Annotated in this window: 21 protein-coding genes; 13 read left to right on the top strand and 8 right to left on the bottom strand. The window is 69.4% G+C overall.

The window, feature by feature from the left end:
- Positions 1-57 precede the first annotated feature (57 nt).
- Positions 58-1,407, top strand: a complete 1,350-nt coding sequence (gene glmM / locus SPF06_RS01650; RefSeq protein WP_323277179.1) for a phosphoglucosamine mutase — start codon at positions 58-60, stop codon at positions 1,405-1,407.
- A 56-nt stretch (positions 1,408-1,463) separates the two neighbouring features.
- Positions 1,464-2,540 carry a methyltransferase gene (locus SPF06_RS01645; RefSeq protein ID WP_323277178.1) on the top strand — a complete coding sequence of 359 codons (1,077 nt, stop codon included), beginning with the start codon at positions 1,464-1,466 and terminating at the stop codon, positions 2,538-2,540.
- Positions 2,541-2,600: 60 nt separating this feature from the next.
- On the opposite strand, the gene mscL is transcribed toward SPF06_RS01645, so the two are convergent.
- The 3 genes from mscL to coaA all read right to left on the bottom strand — a co-directional run bounded on the left by mscL (position 2,601) and on the right by coaA (position 4,890).
- The gene (gene mscL, locus SPF06_RS01640; protein WP_323277177.1) at positions 2,601-2,990 is read right to left on the bottom strand and encodes a large conductance mechanosensitive channel protein MscL; all 390 of its coding nucleotides are present in this window, start codon (positions 2,988-2,990) and stop codon (positions 2,601-2,603) included.
- Positions 2,991-3,073: 83 nt separating this feature from the next.
- Entirely contained in the window at positions 3,074-3,919 is an 846-nt protein-coding gene (locus SPF06_RS01635) for a M15 family metallopeptidase (protein ID WP_323277176.1), read from the bottom strand.
- 5 nt (positions 3,920-3,924) lie between these two features.
- Positions 3,925-4,890, bottom strand: coding sequence for a type I pantothenate kinase (gene coaA / locus SPF06_RS01630; protein WP_323277175.1), 966 nt, complete (start codon positions 4,888-4,890; stop codon positions 3,925-3,927).
- 75 nt (positions 4,891-4,965) lie between these two features.
- Between coaA and glmS the strand changes: the two genes are divergently transcribed.
- Positions 4,966-6,843 carry a glutamine--fructose-6-phosphate transaminase (isomerizing) gene (glmS, locus tag SPF06_RS01625; protein WP_323277174.1) on the top strand — a complete coding sequence of 626 codons (1,878 nt, stop codon included), beginning with the start codon at positions 4,966-4,968 and terminating at the stop codon, positions 6,841-6,843.
- A gap of 15 nt (positions 6,844-6,858) precedes the next feature.
- Here glmS and SPF06_RS01620 read toward each other — a convergent pair whose 3' ends face one another.
- Both SPF06_RS01620 and SPF06_RS01615 read right to left on the bottom strand, forming a co-directional pair.
- Entirely contained in the window at positions 6,859-7,827 is a 969-nt protein-coding gene (locus SPF06_RS01620; protein ID WP_323277173.1) for a polysaccharide deacetylase family protein, read from the bottom strand.
- A 49-nt stretch (positions 7,828-7,876) separates the two neighbouring features.
- Positions 7,877-8,440 carry a mycothiol transferase gene (locus tag SPF06_RS01615; RefSeq protein ID WP_323277172.1) on the bottom strand — a complete coding sequence of 188 codons (564 nt, stop codon included), beginning with the start codon at positions 8,438-8,440 and terminating at the stop codon, positions 7,877-7,879.
- A 107-nt stretch (positions 8,441-8,547) separates the two neighbouring features.
- Here SPF06_RS01615 and SPF06_RS01610 point away from each other — a divergent pair, with 107 nt between their 5' ends.
- The 3 genes from SPF06_RS01610 (at position 8,548) to SPF06_RS01600 (ending at position 11,453) form a co-directional block, all read left to right on the top strand.
- Positions 8,548-8,898 carry a holo-ACP synthase gene (locus tag SPF06_RS01610; protein ID WP_323277171.1) on the top strand — a complete coding sequence of 117 codons (351 nt, stop codon included), beginning with the start codon at positions 8,548-8,550 and terminating at the stop codon, positions 8,896-8,898.
- A 410-nt stretch (positions 8,899-9,308) separates the two neighbouring features.
- Positions 9,309-10,739, top strand: coding sequence for an NAD(P)H-hydrate dehydratase (locus SPF06_RS01605; protein ID WP_323277170.1), 1,431 nt, complete (start codon positions 9,309-9,311; stop codon positions 10,737-10,739).
- A 180-nt stretch (positions 10,740-10,919) separates the two neighbouring features.
- Positions 10,920-11,453: a hypothetical protein gene (locus SPF06_RS01600; RefSeq protein WP_323277169.1), complete on the top strand. Its 534-nt coding sequence runs from the start codon at positions 10,920-10,922 to the stop codon at positions 11,451-11,453.
- 77 nt (positions 11,454-11,530) lie between these two features.
- Here SPF06_RS01600 and SPF06_RS01595 read toward each other — a convergent pair whose 3' ends face one another.
- Positions 11,531-12,943: a sugar transferase gene (locus SPF06_RS01595; protein WP_323277168.1), complete on the bottom strand. Its 1,413-nt coding sequence runs from the start codon at positions 12,941-12,943 to the stop codon at positions 11,531-11,533.
- Between the two features lie 249 nt (positions 12,944-13,192).
- On the opposite strand from SPF06_RS01595, the gene SPF06_RS01590 reads away from it, so the two are divergent.
- The 7 genes from SPF06_RS01590 to SPF06_RS01560 all read left to right on the top strand — a co-directional run bounded on the left by SPF06_RS01590 (position 13,193) and on the right by SPF06_RS01560 (position 21,525).
- A complete protein-coding gene (locus tag SPF06_RS01590; protein ID WP_323277167.1) occupies positions 13,193-14,374 on the top strand; it encodes a glycosyltransferase family 4 protein in 1,182 nt (393 codons plus the stop codon).
- 6 nt (positions 14,375-14,380) lie between these two features.
- Positions 14,381-15,427 carry a glycosyltransferase family 4 protein gene (locus tag SPF06_RS01585; protein WP_323277166.1) on the top strand — a complete coding sequence of 349 codons (1,047 nt, stop codon included), beginning with the start codon at positions 14,381-14,383 and terminating at the stop codon, positions 15,425-15,427.
- Positions 15,424-17,511 carry an acyltransferase family protein gene (locus tag SPF06_RS01580; protein ID WP_323277165.1) on the top strand — a complete coding sequence of 696 codons (2,088 nt, stop codon included), beginning with the start codon at positions 15,424-15,426 and terminating at the stop codon, positions 17,509-17,511. The genes SPF06_RS01585 and SPF06_RS01580 overlap by 4 nt, the downstream gene beginning before the upstream one ends.
- 77 nt (positions 17,512-17,588) lie before the next feature.
- Positions 17,589-18,137: an LbetaH domain-containing protein gene (locus SPF06_RS01575; RefSeq protein ID WP_323277772.1), complete on the top strand. Its 549-nt coding sequence runs from the start codon at positions 17,589-17,591 to the stop codon at positions 18,135-18,137.
- A 9-nt stretch (positions 18,138-18,146) separates the two neighbouring features.
- A complete protein-coding gene (locus SPF06_RS01570) occupies positions 18,147-19,277 on the top strand; it encodes a glycosyltransferase (protein WP_323277164.1) in 1,131 nt (376 codons plus the stop codon).
- Positions 19,274-20,503 carry a hypothetical protein gene (locus SPF06_RS01565; RefSeq protein ID WP_323277163.1) on the top strand — a complete coding sequence of 410 codons (1,230 nt, stop codon included), beginning with the start codon at positions 19,274-19,276 and terminating at the stop codon, positions 20,501-20,503. Before SPF06_RS01570 ends, SPF06_RS01565 begins: the two co-directional genes overlap by 4 nt.
- Entirely contained in the window at positions 20,500-21,525 is a 1,026-nt protein-coding gene (locus tag SPF06_RS01560) for an acyltransferase family protein (protein WP_323277162.1), read from the top strand. Before SPF06_RS01565 ends, SPF06_RS01560 begins: the two co-directional genes overlap by 4 nt.
- Here SPF06_RS01560 and SPF06_RS01555 read toward each other — a convergent pair.
- Both SPF06_RS01555 and SPF06_RS01550 read right to left on the bottom strand, forming a co-directional pair.
- Positions 21,503-22,246 (bottom strand): SGNH/GDSL hydrolase family protein, encoded by a 744-nt coding sequence (locus SPF06_RS01555; protein ID WP_323277161.1) that lies wholly within the window; start codon positions 22,244-22,246, stop codon positions 21,503-21,505. The two genes, SPF06_RS01560 and SPF06_RS01555, sit on opposite strands and share 23 nt — an antisense overlap.
- A complete protein-coding gene (locus tag SPF06_RS01550; RefSeq protein ID WP_323277160.1) occupies positions 22,243-23,127 on the bottom strand; it encodes a hypothetical protein in 885 nt (294 codons plus the stop codon). The genes SPF06_RS01555 and SPF06_RS01550 overlap by 4 nt, the downstream gene beginning before the upstream one ends.
- Positions 23,128-23,137 lie beyond the last annotated feature (10 nt).

The raw sequence follows: 23,137 nt of genomic DNA, 5'->3' as shown, positions 1-23,137 counted from the left end.
CTTGGCGCCGAGGTCACGGGACTGCCTCTTCGTCGGCTCCACGTACACTAGGACGCGATGACTAGGCTTTTCGGAACCGACGGCGTCCGCGGCTTGGCCAATGGCCTCCTCGACGCGCAGCTTGCACTCAGACTCTCCCAGGCGGCTGCGGTCGTGCTCGGGCACCGGGAGGTCGCGGAAGGCGTGCGGCCTCGTGCCGTGGTCGCGAGGGATCCGCGGGCGAGCGGGGAATTCATCAGCGCGGCGGTCGAGGCAGGACTCGCGAGTGCGGGCGTTGACGTGTACGACGCCGGTGTCCTTCCGACGCCTGCTGCGGCCTACCTCATCGCGGACCTCGACGCGGATTTCGGCGTCATGATCTCGGCGTCGCACAATCCGGCACCGGACAACGGGATCAAGTTCTTTGCCCGCGGCGGGCACAAGCTCCCGGACGAGGTCGAGGACGCGATCGAGGCCGAGCTTGCGAGCGAGCCCGTGCGGCCCACGGGTGCTGGGGTGGGCCGGGTGCGCCGGTTCGCCGACGCCGAGGACCGCTACATCGTGCACCTGCTCACGACGCTCCCACACCGACTCGACGGGCTCACCGTGGTCTTGGACTGCGCGAATGGGGCGGCGTCGGGCTGCTCGCCGCAGGTGTTCAAGGATGCCGGCGCCAACGTCATCGTGATCGGCGCGGATCCGGACGGCCTCAACATCAACGACGGCGTCGGCTCGACGCACCTCGGGGCACTCCAGGCGGCGGTGCGCGAGCATGGCGCGGACCTTGGCATCGCGCACGACGGCGATGCGGACCGGTGCCTCGCGGTCGACCACGAAGGCACGGTCGTGGACGGCGACCAGATCATGGCGATCCTCGCCCTCGCGCTCAAGGAGGCCGGGCACCTGCGGGACGACGTGCTCGTCGCGACGGTCATGAGCAATCTCGGGCTCAAGCTCGCGCTCCGCGCCGCCGGCATCACCATCCGCGAGACCGCCGTCGGGGACCGCTACGTCCTCGAGGAGATGCGCGCCAACAACTATTCCCTCGGCGGCGAGCAGAGCGGCCACGTCATTTTCCTGGACCACGCGACGACGGGCGACGGCGTCCTGACGGGCCTCCAGCTCGCGGCGCAGATCGCGCAGTCCGGCAAGAGCCTCAAGGAGCTCGCCACGGTCATGACCCGCCTCCCGCAGGTGCTCATCAACGTCAGAGGCGTCGACAAGGCGCGCGTCACGGCGGACGACGGCGTGCGGCTCGCTGTCGCCGAGGCCGAGGCGGAGCTTGGCGACACCGGGCGCATCCTCCTGCGGCCCTCGGGCACGGAGCCGCTCGTGCGGGTCATGGTCGAGGCGGCCGACCAGACGACGGCGCAGGCCATCGCCGAGCGCCTCGCCGCCGTCGTCCAGAGCCAGCTCGCCCTCGCCTAGGCCCGTTTGGCGGGGGCGACCCTAGACGGGAGGGGGACGGCGCGTAGGCTAGCCGCATGCGCACGCCGCCGCCCGCCGTCGTCCGCTTCGTCCAGAGGCTCAGCCGAACGCTCGGCCGCGCCGGGGCGGCGCTCGGGCCACGTCAGGCCCGGCTCCTCGAGCTCACGGGAGGCGTCGCAGCGGTCATGCTCATGCGTGCCGCGGTGCAGACGCGCTTGGTCGAGCCGCTCGCGGGGGGTCCGCTCACAGCCGGCCAGGTCGCGAGTCGGCTCGGGCTCCACGCGGACAGCGTGCACCGCGTGCTGCGGGGCCTCGCCGTCTACGGCCTCGCGCGCCTCTCGCCGGACGGGCGCTTCTCGCTGACCTCCACGGGCCGCCTGCTCCTCGACGACGAGCCGCATTCGATGGCCGGCTGGATCCGCTACGTCACGTCGCCCATGGTCATCCTCGGCTGGTCGCGCCTCCCCGAGACGCTCCGGGATGGGCGCCCGGCGTTCAACGCAGCGTCGGGCACGACCATCTGGCAGCACCTCGCCGAGCACCCCGACGAGGAGGAGGGCTTCACCCGCACGATGCGCGAGCTGACCCTCCTTGCGGCGCCCCTCATGATCGCCGCCTATCCGTGGCCGAGCACGGGCACGGTGTGCGACGTCGGCGGGGGAGTGGGCAGCATGCTCGCCGAGGTGCTGCGGGCGCGCGAAGGGCTCAGGGGTGTGCTCGTCGACCAGCCGGGTCCGCTCGCGGCGGCGCGCGACTATCTCGCGTCGCGGGGAGTGGCGGACCGCGTGGACCTCGTCGAGGGGGACCTGTTCGAGGGCTTCGACGCGAGGGCGGATGTCTACCTGCTCAAGGACGTCCTCCACGATTGGGACGACGCCCAATGCGCGAGGATCCTCGGCAGCGTGCGGGCCGCCGCCCCGCGCGGGGCTCGCGTGCTCGTCCTCGAATGGCTTCAGGAGCCGAATCGCGCGGAGTTCCCCGTCTCGATCTCGGACCTCATGATGCTCGCGCAGACCGAGGGGCGGCAGAGGTCCGCGGGCGAGTTCCACACTCTGGGGGCTCAGGCGGGCTTCGCGCCGGGGCGGGTCATCGACTCGGGTGCCTACGGCATCGTCGAGCTCGTCGCGCCGTGACCCCGCGGACGACGGCGGCCGCCCACCGCGAGGTGGACGGCCGCCGCGCAGCTGAGGTGCTTAGTTCTGGCGCGCTTGGAGCGAGTCACGGATCTCGGTGAGGAGGGCGATCTGCGGGTCCACGGTCTCGCCGTCCGCCTCCTCCTTGATGCCGAGCTTGCGGTTGCGGCGCTCGATGAGGTGGTTCATGGGCATGACGATCACGAAGTAGATCGTCGACGCGATGATGAGGAAGTTGACGGCGGCCGTGAGGAACACGCCGATTTTGACGGGCCCGAACACGAGGAAGCTGTCGAAGTTCGGCTGCCCTGCGATGAGCGAGATAAGGGGCATGAGCACGTTCTGGACGAGTGCCGTGACGACGGCGCTGAACGCCGCGCCCATGATGACGGCGACGGCAAGGTCAACAACATTGCCCTTCATGATGAATTCTTTGAAACCGTTGAGCATGGCGCCAAGACTAGTCGCATCATAGTGGCCGTTATGTGAACCGGGAGTAACTTCTTACTTCCCGTGTCGAATCCGCGGCCGGCTCAGTAGGTCGGCGCGGCCGGCAGGCCGAAGTAGTCCTCGAGCGTCCCGATGCCCCGTTGCTTCATGTCTGTCGCGGCCTCGACGCCGATGAATCGCACGTGCCAGGGCTCGTAGTAGTACCCCGTGATCTCGTGGAGCATCCACGGATACCGGACGATGAACCCGAACTCGTGTGCGTGCGCGGCGATCCATTGGGCAGCCGAGGTGTCCGCGAAGCACGGCGCAAAGTCACACCCTCCGGGCGCGCCGATGTCGAACGCCCAACCGGTCTGGTGCTCCGAATGCCCGGGCCGCGCCGAAGCGACATCCGCCATCGCCTGGCCGTGCGCCGCGACCTGGGCGTTGTACGTCGCGACCTGCGTCGTGTACGAGCGATACCCGCTCGCGAGGGTCATGGCTACGCCGGCCGAGGCAGCGGCCGCGAAGAGCGCCTCGGCCGCGCGCGCCGTCGTCGGATGCACTTGGGTGCTCTCGCCGCTCGTCGCGAGCGGGACGTTGGGTTGCGCGAGCGGGGGCGCGTAGTCGATCGGGTCGAGCGGCCTGCGCTTGTTCACCACGACCCACTGGCTCGCGGGGTCGGTGAGCGAGAACGCGCCGGGAGGGGTCGGTGCCGACGAGGGCGCGGGGGAGGCGGCCGGGTTCGGCGGCGCAGACGAAGTGCCCGAAGGCACGGGGGCGGACGACGACGGCGCGGCGCCCGCCGTCGTCGTCACGGGTCCGGACGAGGAGCGGTTCGCGGCCTGCTCGGCAGGCGCGCACGCCGAGAGGCCGAGGCCGAGCGCGCTGAGTGCGACGGTCCGGCGGGAGACGAATCGGGGTCTGGGTTCGTGGGTGCCGTCGCGCATGCGCGTCACACCTTTCTCAAGAGCATCCTGCGCATCGAATGGTCCGCGTCCTTGGTCAGCACGAGCTGGGCGCGGCCGCGGGTCGGCAGGACGTTCTGGATGAGGTTCGGTTCGTTGATGCCCTTCCAGATGCTACGCGCGGTCGTGACGGCTTCGGAATCGGACAGCGAGGCGTATCGGTGGAAGTAGCTTTCGGGCTGGGCGAACGCGCCCGAGCGGAGCTTGAGGAAGCGCTGGACGTACCACTCCTCGATGGAGCTCGTCTTGGCGTCGACGAAGACCGAGAAGTCGAAGAAGTCGCTCAGGGCGAGCCCGGTCGTGCCATCGTGGCGCGGGCGGGCGGGGGCGAGGACATTGAGCCCCTCGACGATGAGGACGTCGGGACGCCGCACGACGATCTCCTCCCCGGGCACGATGTCATACGTGAGGTGCGAGTACCGCGGCGCCCGGACCTCCTCGGCGCCCGACTTGATCTCGGCGACGAAGCGCAGGAGCGCCCGCCGATCGTAGGACTCCGGGAAGCCCTTGCGTTCGAGCAGGCCCCGCCGGGTGAGCTCGGCGAGCGGATAGAGGAATCCGTCCGTCGTGATGAGCTGGACGTCGGGCGTCGAAGGCCAGCGTCGGAGCATTTCGCGCAGCACGCGTGAGATCGTGGACTTGCCGACGGCCACGGAACCCGCGACACCGATGACGAAGGGGGTTCGCTGGGTCTGCTCCCCGAGGAACGTCGATGTGGCCGAATGCAGTTGCCCGGACGCCTCGACGTAGAGCGAGAGGAGGCGGCTGAGGGGGAGGTAGACCTCGCGGATCTCCCGCATGTCGAGCGGATCTCCGAGGCCTCGGAGCCGCACGATGTCGTCTTCGTTGAGCGGCTGCTCCATCCGGTTGGCGAGCTGCGACCAGCGGGCACGGTCGAGCTCGACAAAGGGGGTGGCGCCGTCGCCGTCGAACTCGCTCCTGTGCAGACTCACTCACGTGATTCTGCCAATACCACTGGCGCAGAGTGAAATACGCCGGTGAAATACGCGCCCGGTAGGATGGAGCGCATGTGTGGAATCGTCGGCTATGTCGGGAGCGCCTCCGTGCGCCGTGATGGGGAGCGCAGCGCGCTCGATGTCGTGATCGAGGGTCTCCGGCGTCTCGAATACCGCGGATACGACTCGGCCGGGGTGGCCGTGCTCTCCGAGGGGGCGGTCGAGTCCCGGAAGAAGGCCGGCAAGCTCGCGAACCTCGTGGCCGAGCTCGAGGAGCGTCCGCTCCCGGAGAGCCTCACGGGGATCGGCCACACGCGCTGGGCCACGCACGGCGGTCCGACGGACGCGAACGCGCACCCGCACCTCGCGGACAAGGGCCGGCTCGCGGTCATCCACAACGGGATCATCGAGAACTACGCCTCGCTCAAGCAGGGGCTCGTCGCGAAGGGCGTCGAGTTCATCTCCGAGACGGACACCGAGGTCGCGGCCGCGCTGATCGGCGACCTCTTCCGCGGCGAGGCCGACGGCGACATCACCAAGGCGATGCAGCTCGCCGCCCAGCGGCTCGAGGGAGCGTTCACGCTCCTCGCCGTGCACGCGGACCAGCCCGGCGTCGTCGTCGCTGCGCGCCGGAACTCGCCGCTCGTCGTCGGGCTCGGCGACGGGGAGAACTTCCTCGGCTCGGACGTCTCGGGGTTCATCGACTACACGCGCCGCGCCGTCGAGCTCGGCCAGGACCAGATCGTCACGATCACCCCGGACTCGTTCGAGGTGACCGACTTCTTCGGCAAACCCGCCCAGGGCAAGGAATTCGAGGTCTCGTGGGACGCGGCCTCGGCCGAGAAGGGCGGCTTCCCGTCCTTCATGGAGAAGGAGATCCACGACCAGCCCGCGGCCGTCCACGACACCCTCCTGGGCCGCTCGGACACGCAGGGCCACCTCATCCTCGACGAGCTCCGCATCGACCCTGCCGAGCTCAAGCAGGTCAACAAGATCATCGTCCTCGCGTGCGGCACGGCCGCGTACGCGGGCATGGTCGCGAAGTACGCGATTGAGAACTGGTGCCGGATCCCGACCGAGGTCGAGCTCGCGCACGAGTTCCGCTACCGGGACCCGATCGTGGACAAGAACACCCTCATTGTCTCGATCAGCCAGTCCGGCGAGACGATGGACACCCTCATGGCGGTGCGCTACGCGCGCGAGCAGGGCGCGAAGGCCGTCTCGATCTGCAACACGAACGGCTCGTCGATCCCGCGCGAGTCCGACGCCGTGCTCTACACGCACGCGGGCCCCGAGATCGCGGTCGCGTCGACGAAGGCGTTCCTCGCCCAGATCACGGCCGCGTACCTGCTCGGCCTCTACCTCGCTCAGCTGCGCGGGAACATCTTCACCGGCCAGATCAAGGACGTCCTCGCGGACCTGAACAAGATCCCCGACAAGATCCAGAAGGTCCTCGACTCCGCGGGCCCGCTGCGCGAGCTGGCCCGGAGCATGAAGGACGAGAAGTCCGTCCTGTTCCTCGGCCGCAACGTGGGCTATCCCGTGGCGCTCGAGGGCGCGCTCAAGCTCAAGGAGATCGCGTACCTGCACGCCGAGGGCTTCGCCGCAGGCGAGCTCAAGCACGGCCCGATCGCGCTCATCGACGAGGGCCAGCCCGTGTTCGTCGTCGTCCCCTCCCCGCGCGGGCGGGACTCCCTGCACTCCAAGGTCGTCTCCAACATCCAGGAAGTCCGGGCCCGCGGGGCCCGGACCCTCGTGATCGCGGAGGAAGGCGACGAGGCCGTGCGCGAATACGCCGAGCACGTCGTCTACGTCCCCGAGACCCCGCCGCTCCTTATGCCGCTCCTCACGACCGTGCCGCTGCAGATCTTCGCTGCCGAGCTCGCGGCAGCGAAGGGCTTCGACGTGGACCAGCCCCGCAACCTCGCGAAGTCCGTCACCGTCGAATAGTCCGAGGCTGAGTGCTCAGCCGAGCGCGGCGTCAAGCGTGACGAAGCCGTAGCCCGCCGCCCGGAGCTGCGAAATCACCTGGGGAAGCGCGTCGGCGTCGAGCGTTGACGCGTCGTCGGGATTCGAACCGAGGTGCATGAGCACGATCTCGCCTGGCTGCGCCGCTGCGAGGACGCGCTGGACGATGAAGGCCGGCCCGCGGGTGCCGTTCATCGTGCCCTGCCATCCGAGCGTGTCCACGGTCCAGCGGAACGCCGCATACCCTGCGCCGTTGACATCTGCGATGGTCCGGGCGTCACGATCGCCCGACGGGAAACGGAAGAGGGGGCGCGGATCGGCACCCGCGACCCGGATGGACGCTTCGGCGTCGGACAGCTGGGCGGCGATCTGCGCGTCGGTCAAGGTCGTGAACGATGGGTGTGTCATCGAATGGTTTCCCACCCGGTATCCGCCTGCGACGATCTCCGCCACCCCCGCCGGATAGCGTGCTGCCCACGCGCCCGTGAGGAAGAATGTCCCCGGCACGCCGTTCGCTGCGAGCGTCGACAGGATCGACGTGAGAGCGGCGTCGTTCGCGCCCGCGTCGAACGTGAGGGCGACGACGTGCTGGGACGTCGGAAGGCGCTCGAGATCGACGCCCCGCAGCGAGGCCGGGAATCCCGCGGGCTGCGGAGAAGAAGGTTCCGCCGGCGTCGATGGGGATTGCGGGGTCGTTTCCGGTTCCGAGGGCCGGCTGCTCGAGGCAGTGGACGGCGCTGCCGCGGACGACGGCGATGCGGCGGACGACGGCGGGGCACTGGTGGAGGGCGCGGTCAGGGCCTGGGCTGTCGACGTGGGCGAGGCTGACACAGAAACCGTCGGCGAAGGCCCCGGAAGGGGGCCCAGCAGGCCGGACCTCAGCAGCCCGAACGCGACGGCGGCCCCAGAGAGGCACAGGGCGATGACAGTGCCGATGATGATGTGGGTCCATCTCCAAACTCGCATGGCGCTCCTGCTTCCTGCGACCTCCGGCCTCCTCGGCACCCCTTCCGCCTCAATGGCCCAGGAGCCCCTTCACGTAGGCGGCCTGGCCGACGTGTTGCGTCGCGTCGTTGAGGATGCTCACGAGCCGGACCGCCACGATGACGGGCGGATTCCAGCGGAAGTCGACAATTCGCCCCCAGTCTTCTTCCGTCAGCCCGCGGAGGATGTGGACCGCTCGCTCGTGCACTGCCGCGTGGTAGTCGGCGAGGAGCCGCGGATCGATGCGAGGAAAATCCGCCACGTTCTCGGCGGTGTGGCCGAAGCCCGTGCTGCTTTCGGGGTATGGCGTGCCGAACCGCGGGCGCCACGACGGCCAGAGCTGGTTCGGCGGCATGGGAGCCCTTCGGTCGCGCGGCGGTTCAGCTCCGTCAAGGACGAGGGAAAGGGCCGCGAAATGGTCGTCGGTGATTCGCGTGAGATGCCACACGAGCCAGCCCACCGAGTTTGCAGTCGGCCCGGGCTGTTCCACGAGCTTCTCGGGGGAGAGGCCGAGGAGGACGTGTTCGACGCTTTCGCGGACGCGGCCGAAGCCGTCCTCGAGGATCCGCTGGGCCCACGTCGGCTGAGGTTCCATGTCGTCACGGTAACCCCGCGGCATGGTCTGCGGCAGGGTCGCAAGTCTCCTTGTGGGCGTCACTGCATCGCGGGCGGCGAGCGGTCGCCGGACGCTACAGTAGCCCCATGGCTATCATCGGCATCGGCGTGGACGTCGTGGACATCGACCGGTTCGAGCGTCAGCTCGAGCGCACTCCCGGCCTGCGGGATCGTCTTTTCGTCCCGGCCGAGCGCGAGCTCAACGCCCGCTCGCTCGCCGCGCGCTTTGCCGCGAAGGAAGCCGTTGCCAAAGTGCTCGGCGCCCCGGCCGGCATGAATTGGCAGGACTGCTGGATCGGCCTCGACTCGTCAGGCCCGACGATCCAGATCACTGGGACGGTGCTGGCCGTCGCGAAAGACCGCGGAGTGCGCAAGTGGCACCTCAGCATGTCCCATGACGGCGGGATCGCGACGGCGATGGTCGTCGCCGAGAGCTGAGGAGCCGAGCGGGCCCTCGTGCCTGGTGGAGCCGAGTGGGCTCGGCCCGATCGCGAAAAGGCCGTTCCCCGCGCTGCGGAACCGGTTGAGCGTCCCGAGCCCGAGTGCGGCGCCGAATACGCCCGATGCCCCCCAGATGAGGAGGGCCGGATCCGCTGCGCCGCCGGCGGCGAGGTGCATCCCGAGATAGGCGGTCGCAGCTGCCGCTGCGGAGATGACAAGACGGATCTTCACTGTGCCCCCATGGCTCGCGTCACTTGGATTCCCGCGGACACGTTCGCCTCCGCTTCTCTCGGCCCGGCTCGAGGTGCTGCCCTCGCCAGGCCCGGGCGCCAGTCTAAGCACACAATTGACCGTGCTCGGACCGATCGTCCGGGGTAGCCGCACCGTGCGTCACTACACTCGACTCTGTGATCACCGCCTTCACCGGCAGTCAGATTCGGGACGCCGAGCGCCCGCTCCTCGACCGGGGCCGCGGCCCCGAGCTCATGTCGCGCGCGGCCCACGGCCTCTGCCGGGTCCTCGTCTCCGAGCTGCTCCGCACACGCGGGCAGCTCCGCGGAGCCCGGGCCGCCGCCGTCGTCGGCAAGGGGAACAACGGCGGCGACGCCCTGTTCGCGCTCGCCGAGCTCGCGTCGCGCGGTGTGCGGACGACGGCGGTGCTCGCCTCGTCGTCGGCCCACCCCCATGCGCTCGCGGCCTTTCTCGCCCGGGGCGGCCGCGTCGAACCGGGGCTTGGGGCCGCGGATGTCGTTGTCGATGCGGTGCTCGGAACGGGGGCCTCGCGGGACTATCGGGCGCCCTTCGCCCGGCCTGATGGGCTCGTCGTCGCTTGTGACCTCCCTTCGGGATTGGACGCGGACAGCGGCCTCGCGTCGGCCGACGTCTGGCGCGCGGACGTGACGGTCACGTTCGGGGCGCTCAAGTCGGGGCTCCTCGCGGGTCGCGGCCGTTCGCTCGCGGGGAGGGTCGAGCTCGTGGACATCGGGCTCGGGCCCTATCTCCTCCAGCCCGACGCGTTCGTCCTCGAGCCGGCCGACATCGCCGGGCTTCTCCCGGCACCCCGCGACGATTGGCACAAATATGCCCGCGGCGTGCTCGGGGTTGTCGCAGGTTCCGAGCAATACCCGGGTGCGGCCGTCCTCACGGCGGCAGCGGCCCTCTCGACCGGCGTGGGCATGGTCCGGCATGTTGGCCCGCCGAGCGTGCGTGCCGGCGTGGTGGCAGCCCATCCCGAGGTCGTCGCCTCGGGCACGGCCGAAGGGCGGGTCCAGGCGTGGGCGATAGGGCCCGGCATCGCGGACGACGCCGGGCAGCACCGCGCGTTCGACGTCGCCGTCGAATGGGGCCTCCCCACGGTGATTGACGCCTCTGGCCTCGAACGGATCCCCGGCCCTCGCCTCGGCGGGCGGGCCGTCCTGACTCCGCATGCTGGTGAGCTGGCACGCATGCTGGCGCGCGCGGGCATCGAGGCAGAGCGCGAGGAGATTGAGGGCCGCCCCATCCGATGGGCGCGGTTCGCCGCGGAACGACTCGGTGCGACGATCCTCCTCAAGGGACCGGCCACCGTGTGCGCGGCGCCCGACGGAACCGTGTGCGTGCAGGCCTCCGCCCATCCGTACCTCGCAACAGCCGGCTCCGGTGACACGCTCACCGGAGTGCTCGGTGCGCTTCTCGCCACGGTGCCCGACGCCCGGCCCGTTCATCTTGCAGCGGCCGCGGCCATGATCCACGGGCTCGCGGGCCGGATCGCCGCCGAGGAGGGGCCGTTCGGGGCGCGTGAGCTGGCGCCGGCGGTGCGCCGCGCCGTCGCGCGCCTCGCGGCGCTCGCGGGGAACTGACCAGCCCCGGACCGTCATGAAGGGCAAGACGCGACGGATTCTCGTGCAATGCGCGTCAGGATGCCCGGAGGAATTGTTCCTCGGCGCTTTGCCCGGTACAACTAGGCAGAAGAGGCCTGCCGATGCGGCCTCTCCAGCTCAGTTCGGGGGGACACCATGGAAAGATCACAAGGAACGCCTGTGCCTGTCGTCGACCGCCGCCGCGTCGTGAAGGGTGCGGCGTGGGCCGTGCCGCTCATCGCGGCCGCAGCCGCGGCTCCTGCCTCGGCAGCTTCCGGGCCGCAGTGGGATGTCGGCGTCACGGGTTCGTGCTCGACCGGTCTCGTGGGCGTTGTGGGACAGGCGAAGCTGCAGTTCACGATCACCGCGGTAGCCGGAACGGTGCCGTCGGGGACGAGCTTCACGCTCTCGTCATCGGAGAAGGCCGAGCTCGCGGCCCTGGAGTCGAGCCCGGGCGTCGGATTGACTCTCGCAGTGTTGAACGACACCTCCGCGATTGTCACGCTCGCGACCCCGCTCGCGGAGGGAAGGGCTGTGACGCTCGACCTCCTCGGCATGCCCATGGCCGTGGGCGTCTCCTACACGTTCGCGCTCCGGCTCAACGGAAACGATCGCGCCGCGAGTGCGGACGCGCCGGATTCGGCCACCCTCTCTGCCGTGCTCAGCACCAATATCGGGGCGACGACGCTCGCGGAGCCGCCGTCCGGGCCGTAGCGCGGGAATATCCGGAAGCTCACAGATGCGCGGGCCGCACCTTCGGGTGTCGGCCCGTGCATTCTTCTTGGGTGCCCTTAATAGGCGCCGGTCTTTCCCACGACTGCTTTGGCCGTTCGGAGGAGAATAATGAGGTCTTGGACCATCGACCAGTTCTCGACGTAATAGAGGTCGAGGCGAATTGAATCGTCCCACGAGAGATTGCTGCGCCCGCTCACCTGCCAGAGCCCGGTGATGCCCGGTTTGATCAAGAGCCTGCGATGAGCGAATTGGTCATATTGCTCGACTTCACGCGGGAGCGGCGGCCGGGGGCCGACGAGGCTCATGCTTCCATTCAGGACATTGAAGAGCTGTGGGAGCTCGTCGAGCGAATAACGCCGGAGGAATCGGCCCGATCGGGTCACCCGCGGATCGTCTTTTATTTTGAAGAGCAGGCCGCTGCCCTGATTCCGTGCGCGAAGGGCCTCGAGCCTTGCCTCGGCATCGGCGACCATTGAGCGGAATTTGAGCATCTTGAAAGGCTCGCCGGCGCGGCCGATTCGAGCCTGCCGGAAGATGACGGGCCCCGGAGAATCGAGCCTGACCCAGAGGGCGATGGCCAGCATGGGGAATGCGAGCAGCGCGAGGAGCGCGAGCGACGACGCAATGTCGAAGCCCCGCTTGGCGATCCCCTTGAGCCCGTCGAGCCGTGGGGTCGTCACATGGATGAGCGGGAGGCCTGCGACCGGCGTCGTGTGGATGCGCGGCCCGGCGACGTCGGTGAGCGCCGGGGCCATGACGAGGCTCACGTCGCGTCCCGCGAGCGCCCAGCCGAGCTGCCGGATGGTCGTCGGTGGAAGGGCGGCACCGCCTGACACGACGACGGTGTCGGCGTTGTGCTCTTCGACGGCTGCGAGGATGTTCGCCAGATCGGGCCGCGTTCGGAACACCCCACCCCCGAAGTCGTCAGAGGCAGACGGTCCCTCGGCCGTGAGATAGAGCGCGACGGGGGAGTATCCGGCCTCGGGATGGCTGCTCAGCTGTCGGTTCAGATGGGCCGCGGTCTGGGGTGCTCCGATGATGAGGACGCGCCGGAGGCTGAGGCCGGCGTTGCGCTCGTGCACGAGGACGATCCGGAGGATCCAGCGGCTGAAGAGCAGTGCCGTGATGCCGAGAGGCAGCGCCACCGCGACATACCCCCGGGCAGGGTCGAGCTGGAAGACGTAGGAGACCACGGCGATGGCGCCGAACAGCCACAGCGAGGTCGACGTGACCCTCTTGTACTCCTCCGGTCCGTACCCCAGGATCCTCGAGTCGCGCGTCCCCGAGAGCCACAGGGCAAGCCACCAGGCGGCCGCCAAGATGAGGCCTACGGCGACGTACGGAATCTGGCTTCGGCCCAGATCGACCGAGGTCGCATCCACTCCGAAGCGGATCAGCTGCGCGCCTGCGACGGCCCAGACGACGCCCGCAAGGTCGAACAGGCCGAGCCGGAACTGGTGGCTTGTCACAAATGCGCCAAAGCGTTTCGCGGATTTGTTCTTTTTGAGACGCGGTGCTGTCACAACCGTGTTCGAAATCGAGGCCAGTTTGTTCACCTCGTCCATCCAAATAACCCCCATGAATGACGTCGAATCTGTTCCGGGCGCCCGCCGGATGCATCGGGCAGAGCATATCCGAGCAGGGTCATTCGCGATACTTGAGCCGTTCGGTGCATTTGATCTCCGAGCAGAACTACAGGGAAGGAATGACGCTGCGCTATGGGCTTCATTGTCGGCTTCAACCGCGATCGCGACTCCTATCAGGCCGCCATTGCGTTCGCGGAAGCCGGGCTCTTGGACCGCTTCGTCACCGACTACTACCGCGGGAAGCTCCCGGTCGGCCTGCCGAACCTCGACCATCGATATGCGCCCAGCGTGCCGCCCTCCAAGGTCGTCGCGTCCTTCGGGGCGTTCGCACGGCAGCTCCCCTATGAAGTGAAGCGCCGGTTCGGACACGCGCTCTTCCCCTCCGCGCAAGTGGAGGCCGCGCTCGGCCGGACGGCCGCCTCAGTGGCGAGCACGATGCCGTCGAGCGACCTCTTCCTCTACTCGGGCTCAGCGCTCGCCGCGTTCCGGGGACCGAGCCAGGGCCGGCGGATCCTCTTCCAGTACCACCCCTCGCCGTCGTACATCGAGAAGGTCATGCGGGGCGTGGACGAGCTCGGCGACTACCGGCCGTGGATCGCCGAGGCCGAGGTCAACAACGTCCACATGGAGCGCACCCATCTCGAAGAAGTGAGGCTCGCCGAGCGCGTCGTGTGCGCTTCGAGCTTCACGCGAGCGAGCCTCGTCAGCGTCGGCATGCCCTACGCCGCGATCAATGTCGTGCCGTATGGCTGCCCTGAACCGACGTCCGAAAGGCCCCCGAATCCGTCCGACGAATGCCGATTCCTCTTCGTCGGGCAAGGAGTGCAGAGGAAGGGGCTGCACCTGCTCGTCGAGGCGTGGCGGCGGGCCGGGCTGCGCAAGGCGAGCCTCACCGTCGTCGCCCAGCGGATCGATCCCGCCATCGAGTCGCTGGCTGCCGGGGTGCCTCGCCTCGACCTGAGGGGGCGCGTGGGCCGCGACGAGCTCAAGGGCCTCCTGGCTGCCTGCGACACCTTCGTCCTGCCGAGCCTCGTCGAGGGCTTCGGCCTCGTGCTCGGCGAAGCGCTCGCCTCGGGCGCGAGGCTCATCGGGTCCGGGAGCACGGGCCTCGTGGACATGGGCCTTCCGCCCGAAATCGGATCGGTGATCCCCGCGGGAACCGTCGATCCGCTCGCCGACGCCCTGCGATCTGCGGCCGAGAGCTATGACCCGGCACGTCCCTACCGTGATCTCGCGCTCGCAGAGGCGCGGCGGCTTTCGTGGGCGTCATTCAGGGCGGGCATCCTTGCTGCCGCGCATGCAGAGGGGGCCTGAGCGGCTATGAACATCGTCTTGATGGTCCATCGGTTTCGCCCGGACTTCGGAGGCGTCGAGGTGACGGCCGAGATCCTCGCGCGTGGCTTCGTCGAGCGTCATGGGGCGGAGGTCGTCGTGGTGACCCATACGAGGCACGCGGGCTCCGACCGCGAGTTCCCGTTCGTGGTCCTGCGCGAGCCCGGGCCGCTTGCGCTCTTCCGGGCCATCCGAGGCGCCGACGTCGTCTTCCACAACAACCCGTGCCTCCAGTTCTACTGGCCCCAGCTGCTCGTCCGCCGTCCGTGGCTTGTCGCCCTGCGAACGTGGATCACGATGCCGGGCGAGAAGCTCGGCCTCCTGCAGCGGGCCAAGTATCGGGCGAAGTACGCGCTCGTCGAGCGGGCGGATCACCTCGTCTCGAACAGCCATGCCCTCGCGGGCCATGTGCGCGGGAAGGTGGAAGTCATCCACAACAGCTATCGCGACGACGTCTTCGGCATCTCCAATCCAGCGCCGCGACCGCGCGATTCCGTCGTCTACCTCGGCCGGCTGAGCGCGGACAAGGGAATCGACCTGCTGCTCGGGGCACTTGCGCTTCTTCGGGAGCGGGGTCGGAACCTCCGCCTCACGCTCGTCGGGGACGGCGACTACCGGCCCGACATCGAGCGCCTCATCGACGAGCTGGGGCTCCGGGACGCCGTTACCCTCGTCGGTCCGAAGAAGGGCAAAGACATCGCGGACGAGCTGAACAGGCACGCCATCGCCGTCGTTCCCTCGCGGATCCCCGAGCCCTTCGGGACGGTCGCCCTCGAGGCGGCCGCGAGCGGCTGCGTCACCGTGGTTGCCCGGCACGGCGGGCTCCCCGAGGCGATCGGAGAGGCTGGGCCGACCTTCTCTCCCAACGATGCGGCGTCCTTGGCCGCGGAACTCGAGCGCCTTCACGACGACGACGCCTACTTCGAGTCGTTTCTTGCCGCGATGCCGGGGCACGTGGGCAGACACCGAGAGCACGTCATGGTCGACAGGTTCTATGCGGCCCTCGAATCGGCGATCCGAAAGGCCCGCGCGTGACGTCGGCGGTGGGTGCAGTCCGCCAGACGCAGGTCGCCGCGGAGTCCGCGAAGCGTGCCGGCATCCAAGGACTCCGGGCCGTCGCGGTGGCGCTCGTCGTGTCCGAGCATGCCTTCGGATTCCCTCGCGGGGGCTTCACGGGCGTTGACGTCTTCTTCGTCATCTCGGGCTACCTCATCTCGCGCATCCTCCTGGGTGGCCTAGAGTCCGCGAGGACCGTCGGCCTCATGAGGTTCTACGCCCGCAGGGTCCGCCGCATCGTTCCGGTCGCTGCCGTCGTCGCGGCCGCGACGATCGCGGTCGCCTACCTGCTGTGGTACCGCCCGCGAGCCGACCAGACTCTCTTGGACGGCCTCGCCTCGGTCTTCTGGGTCGCGAATTGGCACTTCGCAGCCATGGGGACGGATTACCTCGCAGGCTCAGCTGATCCTTCCCCTTTCCAGCATTACTGGTCGCTTTCCGTCGAGGAGCAGTTCTACGTCTTCTGGCCACTGTGCCTCGTCGCGCTCACCGCGCTCGGAGCGCGGCTGCGCCGTCGTCCCGCGGTGCTCGCCGGCGGCCTCGCCGGGATCGCTGCCGTCGGGTTCGCGTGGGCCACCGTGCTCACGGCGCTCGACGCGCCGCTTGCGTACTTCGACCTCGTCTCGCGGACGTGGGAGTTCGCCGTCGGCGCGCTCGCCGCCGTCCTCGGCGATGCGGGATGGGTGCCTGCGACTATCCGCCGGTGGGCCCCGATCTGCGGCCTCGGCCTGATCCTCGTCGGTGCGCTGCTCCTCACTGATCACACGCCGTTCCCGGGACCGTGGGCCGCAGTTCCGGTGGCCGGCGCAGCGTTCGTCCTCCTCGGAACGGACGCCTCACGCGGCGCTTTCCTGATCACGAACGCCCCGATGCGGTATCTCGGCGACATCTCCTATTCCCTCTACCTCTGGCACTTCCCAGTCCTCGTCTTCGCGGCGTCGCTCACGGGTAGGCCGGGATGGTTCAGCGGCCTGATCGCCCTGCCGCTTGCCGCGGTCCTCTCGATCGCCTCCTACCGCTGGGTGGAGGATCCGCTCAGGAGCTCCCGATGGCTTCGAGCCTGGGAGAGCCCGTCCGCGAACCTCCGCCGGCACTCGATGGCGCTCGGGGCCGCGCTCATCGCCGTTGTCATGGGACTCGCCGCCTTCCAGTTCCATCCGTCGCGAAGCTTCGTGATGGCGAGCCGGACGGTACCGGCCGAACGCGCGGCGGCGACCGTCAGCTTCCAGAGCGGCCAGGAGGTCTCCGCGGCGATCCGCGGCGCCTCGCATCCTTCAGCCGGCGTGGAGCCCATCCCGTCGTTCGACGAGCTCACGCCCGCGCAGCTGAGCGAGGAGATGGAGCGCTGCAGCAATGACGTCTCGGCCCGTCCGCTCCGTGCATGCGAATCCGGGCGGGGGCCCCTCAGGGTCGCGATCATGGGTGACTCCGTCGCGTTGAGCTGGGCGCCTCTGCTCGAACGCGCTTTTCCCGAGGGAACGAGCTTTCTCGGGGTCGGAGTCGCGAGCTGCAGCCCCTGGGATCTCGCCCACGGGGCCCGATTCTCGCGCGAGGGCTTTGTGCGGGACTGCGCGCAGGCGAGGCAGCTCCAGTTCGAACGGATCCGTGCGTGGTCCCCGGACGTGGTCGTGGTGTCGAGCGCCGCGGGGGCCTTCTCGCTCCAGCAGGGCGACGAGACCGGCGTCGCAGGGTGGGCCGCGGGCGTCGCCAGGACGGTCGCGACGCTCAAGACCAGCGCGCGCCGCGTCGTCGTCCTTGGATCACCGCCCGTGGGGGAGGACCCCCGGGCCTGCCTGAACAAGGTCACGGGAGCAGACGGGTGCCGCTCCTCACTTCGTCAGGTCGACGTGGACAAGGTCACGGCCGAACGTGCAGGGTCCACCGCCGCGGGCGGCGAGTACATCGACGTCACGTCATGGTTCTGTGGCGCGGACGGGAAGTGTCCTCTCACGATCGGCCCGTACGCCGTCCGCGTCGACTCCACGCACATCACGGCGGCGATGGCCCAGAGCCTGGCCCCGCTCCTCGTGGCCGCCCTCGAGCGCTCCTCCGGATCGCAGTGACCTGTGAGGCCGCGCCCGGCCCGTTCCCCCACCCTGCAAGCTGTCCTCCCCGCTATGAAAGGAAACCCCCTGTGCCCATGCGACTGGCCGGCTTCACCGGTGCCGGGTACGAGAAAGGCCGCAACAGGCTCTGGCAGGCCGGCTGGCTTGCCGTGCAGGGCGCGGTCCTCCAGCACTGGTGGTGCCCGGCGAAGCTCAGGATCGCGTCCCTCCGCTTCTTCGGGGCATCGATCGGCGACGGCGTCCTGATCCGGCACCGCGTGCGCATCCATTGGCCGTGGAAGCTCACCGTCCACGAGAACGCGTGGATCGGCGAGGGCGTGTGGATCCTCAATCTCGAGCCGGTCGAGATCGGGGCCGATACGTGCCTCTCCCAAGGCGTGTTCCTCTGCACAGGCAGCCACGACTTCGCGAGCGAGACCTTCGAGTTCGACAACGCTCCGATCACCATCGGTGCGCGCTCGTGGATTGCCGCGCAGGCCACGATTCTCCGGGGCGTCACGGTAGGAGACGGCGTCGTCGTCGGCGCGAAGGCCCTCGTCGTCAAGGACGTCCCGGATGGGGCTCGGGTGCTCGCGCCCCTCGGCACAGTGCGCCTTCCCGAGACACACGAGACCCACGGCTAGGGCGCACCGATGCGGATCCTCCATGTCCTGACCCTCGTCACGCCCGACGGCTCCCTCGGCGGCCCGCTCAGGGTCGCGGTGAACCAGCTCGCGGCCCTCCGCGAGAAGGGGCATGAAGTCCTCCTCGCGGCGGGTGCGAGGGGCTTCGACGGCCCGCTGCCGGACGAGTACGAGGGCATACCGGTCAGGCTCTTCAGCGCCTTTCCCTCGGTTCCGGGGACCGGATTCGCCGGCCTCGCTGCGCCGGCCATGCTCCCGTGGCTCGCGCGGTGGGCGAGGGACGCCGACGTCGTCCATGTCCATCTCGCGCGCGACCTCGTGACGCTGCCCGCCGCCGTCGTCCTCGGCGCGCTGGGCGTCCCCTACGTCGTCCAGACGCACGGAATGATCGACTCCTCCGAACGGCGACTCGCCGCGGTGCTCGACGTGGTGGCTACGAGGCGTGCGGTGCGCGACGCACAGGCCGTGCTCGCGCTCACCGCGCGGGAGCGTTCCGACCTTCTCGAGGTGGTGCCGGGCCTCCCGACCCCTGAGCTCCTCCACAACGGGGTTCCCGCAACGCGCCTCAGGGCGCGCCCCGGACGCTCCGCCGTCGACGTGCTCTTTCTCGCGCGCCTGCACGAGCGCAAGCGGCCCCTGGTCTTTGTCGACGCGGCGAAGCTGCTCGCGAGGGAGTTCCCCACGGCTCGCTTCAGCCTCGTGGGGCCGGACGAGGGGCAAGGAGACGCGGTGCGAGCCGCGCTGGCATCGGACGACGCCGACGGCAGGATCCGCTGGGAGGGTCCCCTCGAGCCCGGGCAGACGTTGGAGCGGATGGCGCAGAGCTCCGTCTACGTCCTGCCGGCCTCCCACGAGCCCTTCGGCATGACCGTCGTCGAGGCCATGAGCGTGGGCCTGCCCGTCGTCGTCCTGAACGACTGCGGCCTTGCGCCGACAGTGCTTGCGGCCGAAGGAGAAGTCTGCGGGGAGGGCGCAGAGGAGCTCGTGCGCTCGATCGCGGCCCTGCTCCGCGATCCAGGACGCCGGAAGCGTTCGGGCGCCAAGGGCTTGGCCTACGTGCACGAGCGCGCGGGCATGGCCGCCGTCGCCGCGCGCCTCGAGTCGGTCTATTTCACCGCGAGCGGATGCGCGCCCTCATGACGCTCCTCATCGGGTGGCTCGCGCTGTGCGTGGTCGGAAGTCTCCTCGCGCTGCGGAGGCCGGCTTGGATTCTGTCCGCCGTGATCGTCACGCGCGTCCTGATTCCCGGTGTCGCGCAGGGAATCGTCATGCCCGGCCTGCACCCGAGCGCGTATCTGGTGCTCGTGTTCGTCCTGGTCCGGCTCGTCGCCGCCCCCGCCCTGCTGGCGGAGGCGCTCAGGCCGTCGCGAGGAGGCTTGATCGCCATAGGCCTCCTCGTCGTCTGGGGTTTCCTGGACGTCCTGAACCCCGGCGGACGCGGGGCTCTGAACACGCTCGCGAGCCTCTTCTCGGTGTTCGTCGCTCCGGCCCTCATGTTCGCCCTGATCCGCCACGAACTCGTGCGGAGACCCCGCTCCGAGGCCGTCCTGCTGTGGCCGTTCCTCGCGGTGACGCTCCTCGAAGTTCCGCTGGCCTTCTGGCAGGTGGAGACGGGCGAGGCCATCGTGTGGCAGAGCGTCTATCAGCGGATGTGGTGGTGGGGATCGGTCGGACGCGGGCTCGGCACTACCGGCCACGGCCTGCAGCTGGCGCTGCTGTTCGTCGCGGCCATTGCCCTTTCCGCGCGAGTGCGGTCGATCGCCGTTCGGTTCGTGCTCGCTGGCGCCTACATCCTCGGCATCTTCTACACCGATGGGCGCCTCGCACTCCTGCTGGCGATTCCGGCCGTGGGATTCCTCATCTTCTACAGCCTTCGCTCCTGGTTCCGGACCTTCGCCTTCTCGGGAGTGATCGCGCTCGGCGCCTGGATCGGACTTGAATCGGAGGCCGGGCAGAAGCTGCTCGAGAAGTTCACCGACGATGGCGGGTCCAACGCCAAGCGGGTCGCGGCATTTGACTGGGCCTTCGGGCACCTCGGCGAATTCCTCGTGGTCGGGTATCCCGGCAATCGCGATACCCGCGGCGTCGGCGTGGTGAATTCGTCGCTCGAGAACGGCTTCCTCATGGCCGCGCTGAGCTACGGGGCCGTCTTCGCCGTCGGTCTGCTCGCCCTGTACGTGGCGTACATCCTCAAGGGATTCTCGGCCTTGGATCGGGCGTTCCCCGCGGCGCTGGCCGCCCTGCTTGTTGCCGTCGGGATGAACGGATCGAGCTCCTTCATGGCGAACGCCCTCGAGGGGTATGTGTTCTGGTACGCGTTGGCCTTCGCGCTCGCGCGCCCAGGCGCGGCAGGCGGAACCACGTGACCCTTGCCGCCCCTTCGCCAGGCACCCCGTCACCCGCACGCGAGGCCGGCATCGACCTCCTCCGTGTCGTCGGGGTCATCGCCGTGGTCGCGGGGCACGTCTTCGAGGGGCCATGGGTGCAGCGCGGGATCTACGGCTGGCACGTGCCGCTCTTCTTCTTCCTTTCGGGCTACTTCTGGTCCCGCGGCCGCACTCTCGCCGAGGAAGCGGCACGGCGCAGCCGCGCCCTGCTCAGGCCCTACGTCTTCTGGCTCTCCGTGATCGGCGTGCCGTTCGTCGCGCTCAGGCTGCTCGAAGGGCAGGGCGCGAAGGATGCGGCCCTGCCCCTCGTCCTCGGGGGTGCGTACCTGACCCGCCCGTTCTCGGCGTTCTGGTTCGTGACAGCCCTCTTCGCCGCGTGTCTCGCCTTCCGGCTCCTCGAACGGCAATCGATGCCCGTGAAGGCCGGCGTTGTGGCCGCCGCACTCCTCGCCTGCCAACTCGCCCCGCGCTACGTTGCCCACGTGCCGGCGGCCGTCGGCACCGCGTTCGCGGCGCTCGTGTTCATGTATGCGGGCCAGTGCGCGAGGGCGTTCGGGCCGCAGCTCCCGACGGTCTGGATCGGTTGGGCGGCGCTCGCAGTCGGGGGCGTCCTCGCTGGGGGCGGCACCCTGCTCCCGCTCGATCTGAAGCAGGCGCTCTTCGGGACTCCGGTCGCGAGCGTCGCCGCGGCGATCCTCATCTGCGCGGGCCTGACCCGGCTCGCCGAGACCTACGGAGCCCTCGTGCCGCCCCGGGCGGGTCGATGGATCAGCAGCCTCGCACAGAGCGCGATCATGGTGGTCCTGAGCCATTCCGCGGTGCTTGAGGTGCTCGGCACCCGGTCCGAGACCTGGTGGCCCGGCTTTCCGCTCGCGCTCGGCGTCCCGTGGGCCATCGGACTGCTCCTTCTCGGAACCCCTGCCGCGCCGTGGGTCTTGGGCGTCGAACGGGTGAAAGGGCTGGGAGGGCGACGGCGACTCAGCCCGCCGCGCGCTCGATGATCGTGCTCAGCTCCTCCGCAAGGACCACTGCGCCCGCCTCGTTGGGATGCACCTCGTCGCGAGCATAGGCAGGCAGCCAGCGGTTGGCCGAATCCCTGAGCCTTGTCCACGGGTCGGCGTACGTCCATCCCCGTGCGGCGCTCTCCGCCTCGAGCCTCCGATTCCATTCGCGGATCTGTGCGGCATCACGGTCCGCCATGGGACCGAGCGCGACTGTGATGACGCGCGGGGTTCCCATGCTCGCTCCGCGCGCGGCGTAGAACGCGGCGAAGTTCGCGGCCATCCGCTCGACGCTCGCCTCGCGAGTCCGGAAATCGTTCGTTCCCAGGAAGAGGACCAGGACGTTGGACCGGACTCCTTCCTGGTACCTGTCCGGGAGGTCGCCGCTCCGCGTTCCGCCGATGGCCTGCCCGCCGACGAATCTGACTCGGCCGGGCTGCAGATGGCTGACCCATGACGTCTTCCCGAGATCGAGGTACGCGAATCCGCGGGAGTCGCCCTGGCTGATCGAGTCCCCGTAGACCGCAACCGTGACCGAACGGTCAGCCTTGTAGCTGTGCACGGGCGCGGCGGAGGAAGGCGAGCGTGGGGGAGCGGGGGCGGCCTCGTGCGAGAACGCGAGCCACCCCGTCACGACGACGCCGAGGAGGGCCGCACCGACGAGCGCAGCGCCGAGCAGCCGCGTGAGGAGGCCTCGGCGGCCCGTGCGCCGTGACTTCATGCCCGGTCTCCAGCCAGCCGGAGGGCGGCGGCCTTCACGAGGCGTGCGCGGTCCGTCTCCGTCAAGGATGCCGCGAGCTGCCGGTCGTTGCCCCCGCCGTCGACGTTGGAGTGGTGGAGCGCGTTCCGCTGGGAGCGTGGGTACGACAGGGCGAGGAGGTGCGACGAGGGGAGCAGCTGGGCCTCGGCGCCGATCCTCGAGGCGATGACGTTGATCCAGATGTCGTCCGCCCTCGGGCACACCTCGGCGAACGATTCTCCCGCATCCCGCAGCGCGCGAAGGAGGCGTGCCGGGAAGACCGCCCCCGCCCCGCCCGTGAGGAACACATCATGGCCCACGTCCCCCGGTTCCGCTCGGCGCCACTCGCGGTACGGGGCGAGTTGGCCCCCGGCGCAGAGAGACACACGGTGGGCTCGGTAGCCGGCAAAGCTTCCCGGATTGGACAGGTGATGCCTCGCAAGGCCCTCGAACCACCGCCCGGGGTAGAGGATGTCGTCGTCGGCCGTCACGAGCGGAAGCCCGCTGTCCGCGAACTCTCGGGCGTAGGCGTAGTTCTTCTTGTGGGGGCCGAAGTCCTCGCAGCGGAGGATCTCCAGTCCGCGCCGTTCGAGGCGCGCGAGCATGGGGTAGTCCTCGATCTCGAAGGCCGGGTCGTCGACCCATAGGATGAGCCGTTTCGGCCGTACCGTGCCGCGCGCAATGGATTCGATCGTGTGCCCGACGGTGGCGAGTCGCTCGCCGTACGACGTGAGGGAGACGGCGAGCGGCGCGGCCCCGGTGACGGGCTTCCGACCGAGGAGGTTCTGGATCCGAATCCACATGATGGCGGCGCCTTTGACGACGAACTTGACGGGGCGCGGCGATGACAGATCGAGACGCAACGAAAGTCTC

Source organism: Sinomonas terricola, assembly GCF_034931225.1.
In the GTDB taxonomy this organism is placed as follows: domain Bacteria; phylum Actinomycetota; class Actinomycetes; order Actinomycetales; family Micrococcaceae; genus Sinomonas; species Sinomonas terricola.
This window is presented reverse-complemented; position numbering and strand designations above follow the sequence as displayed.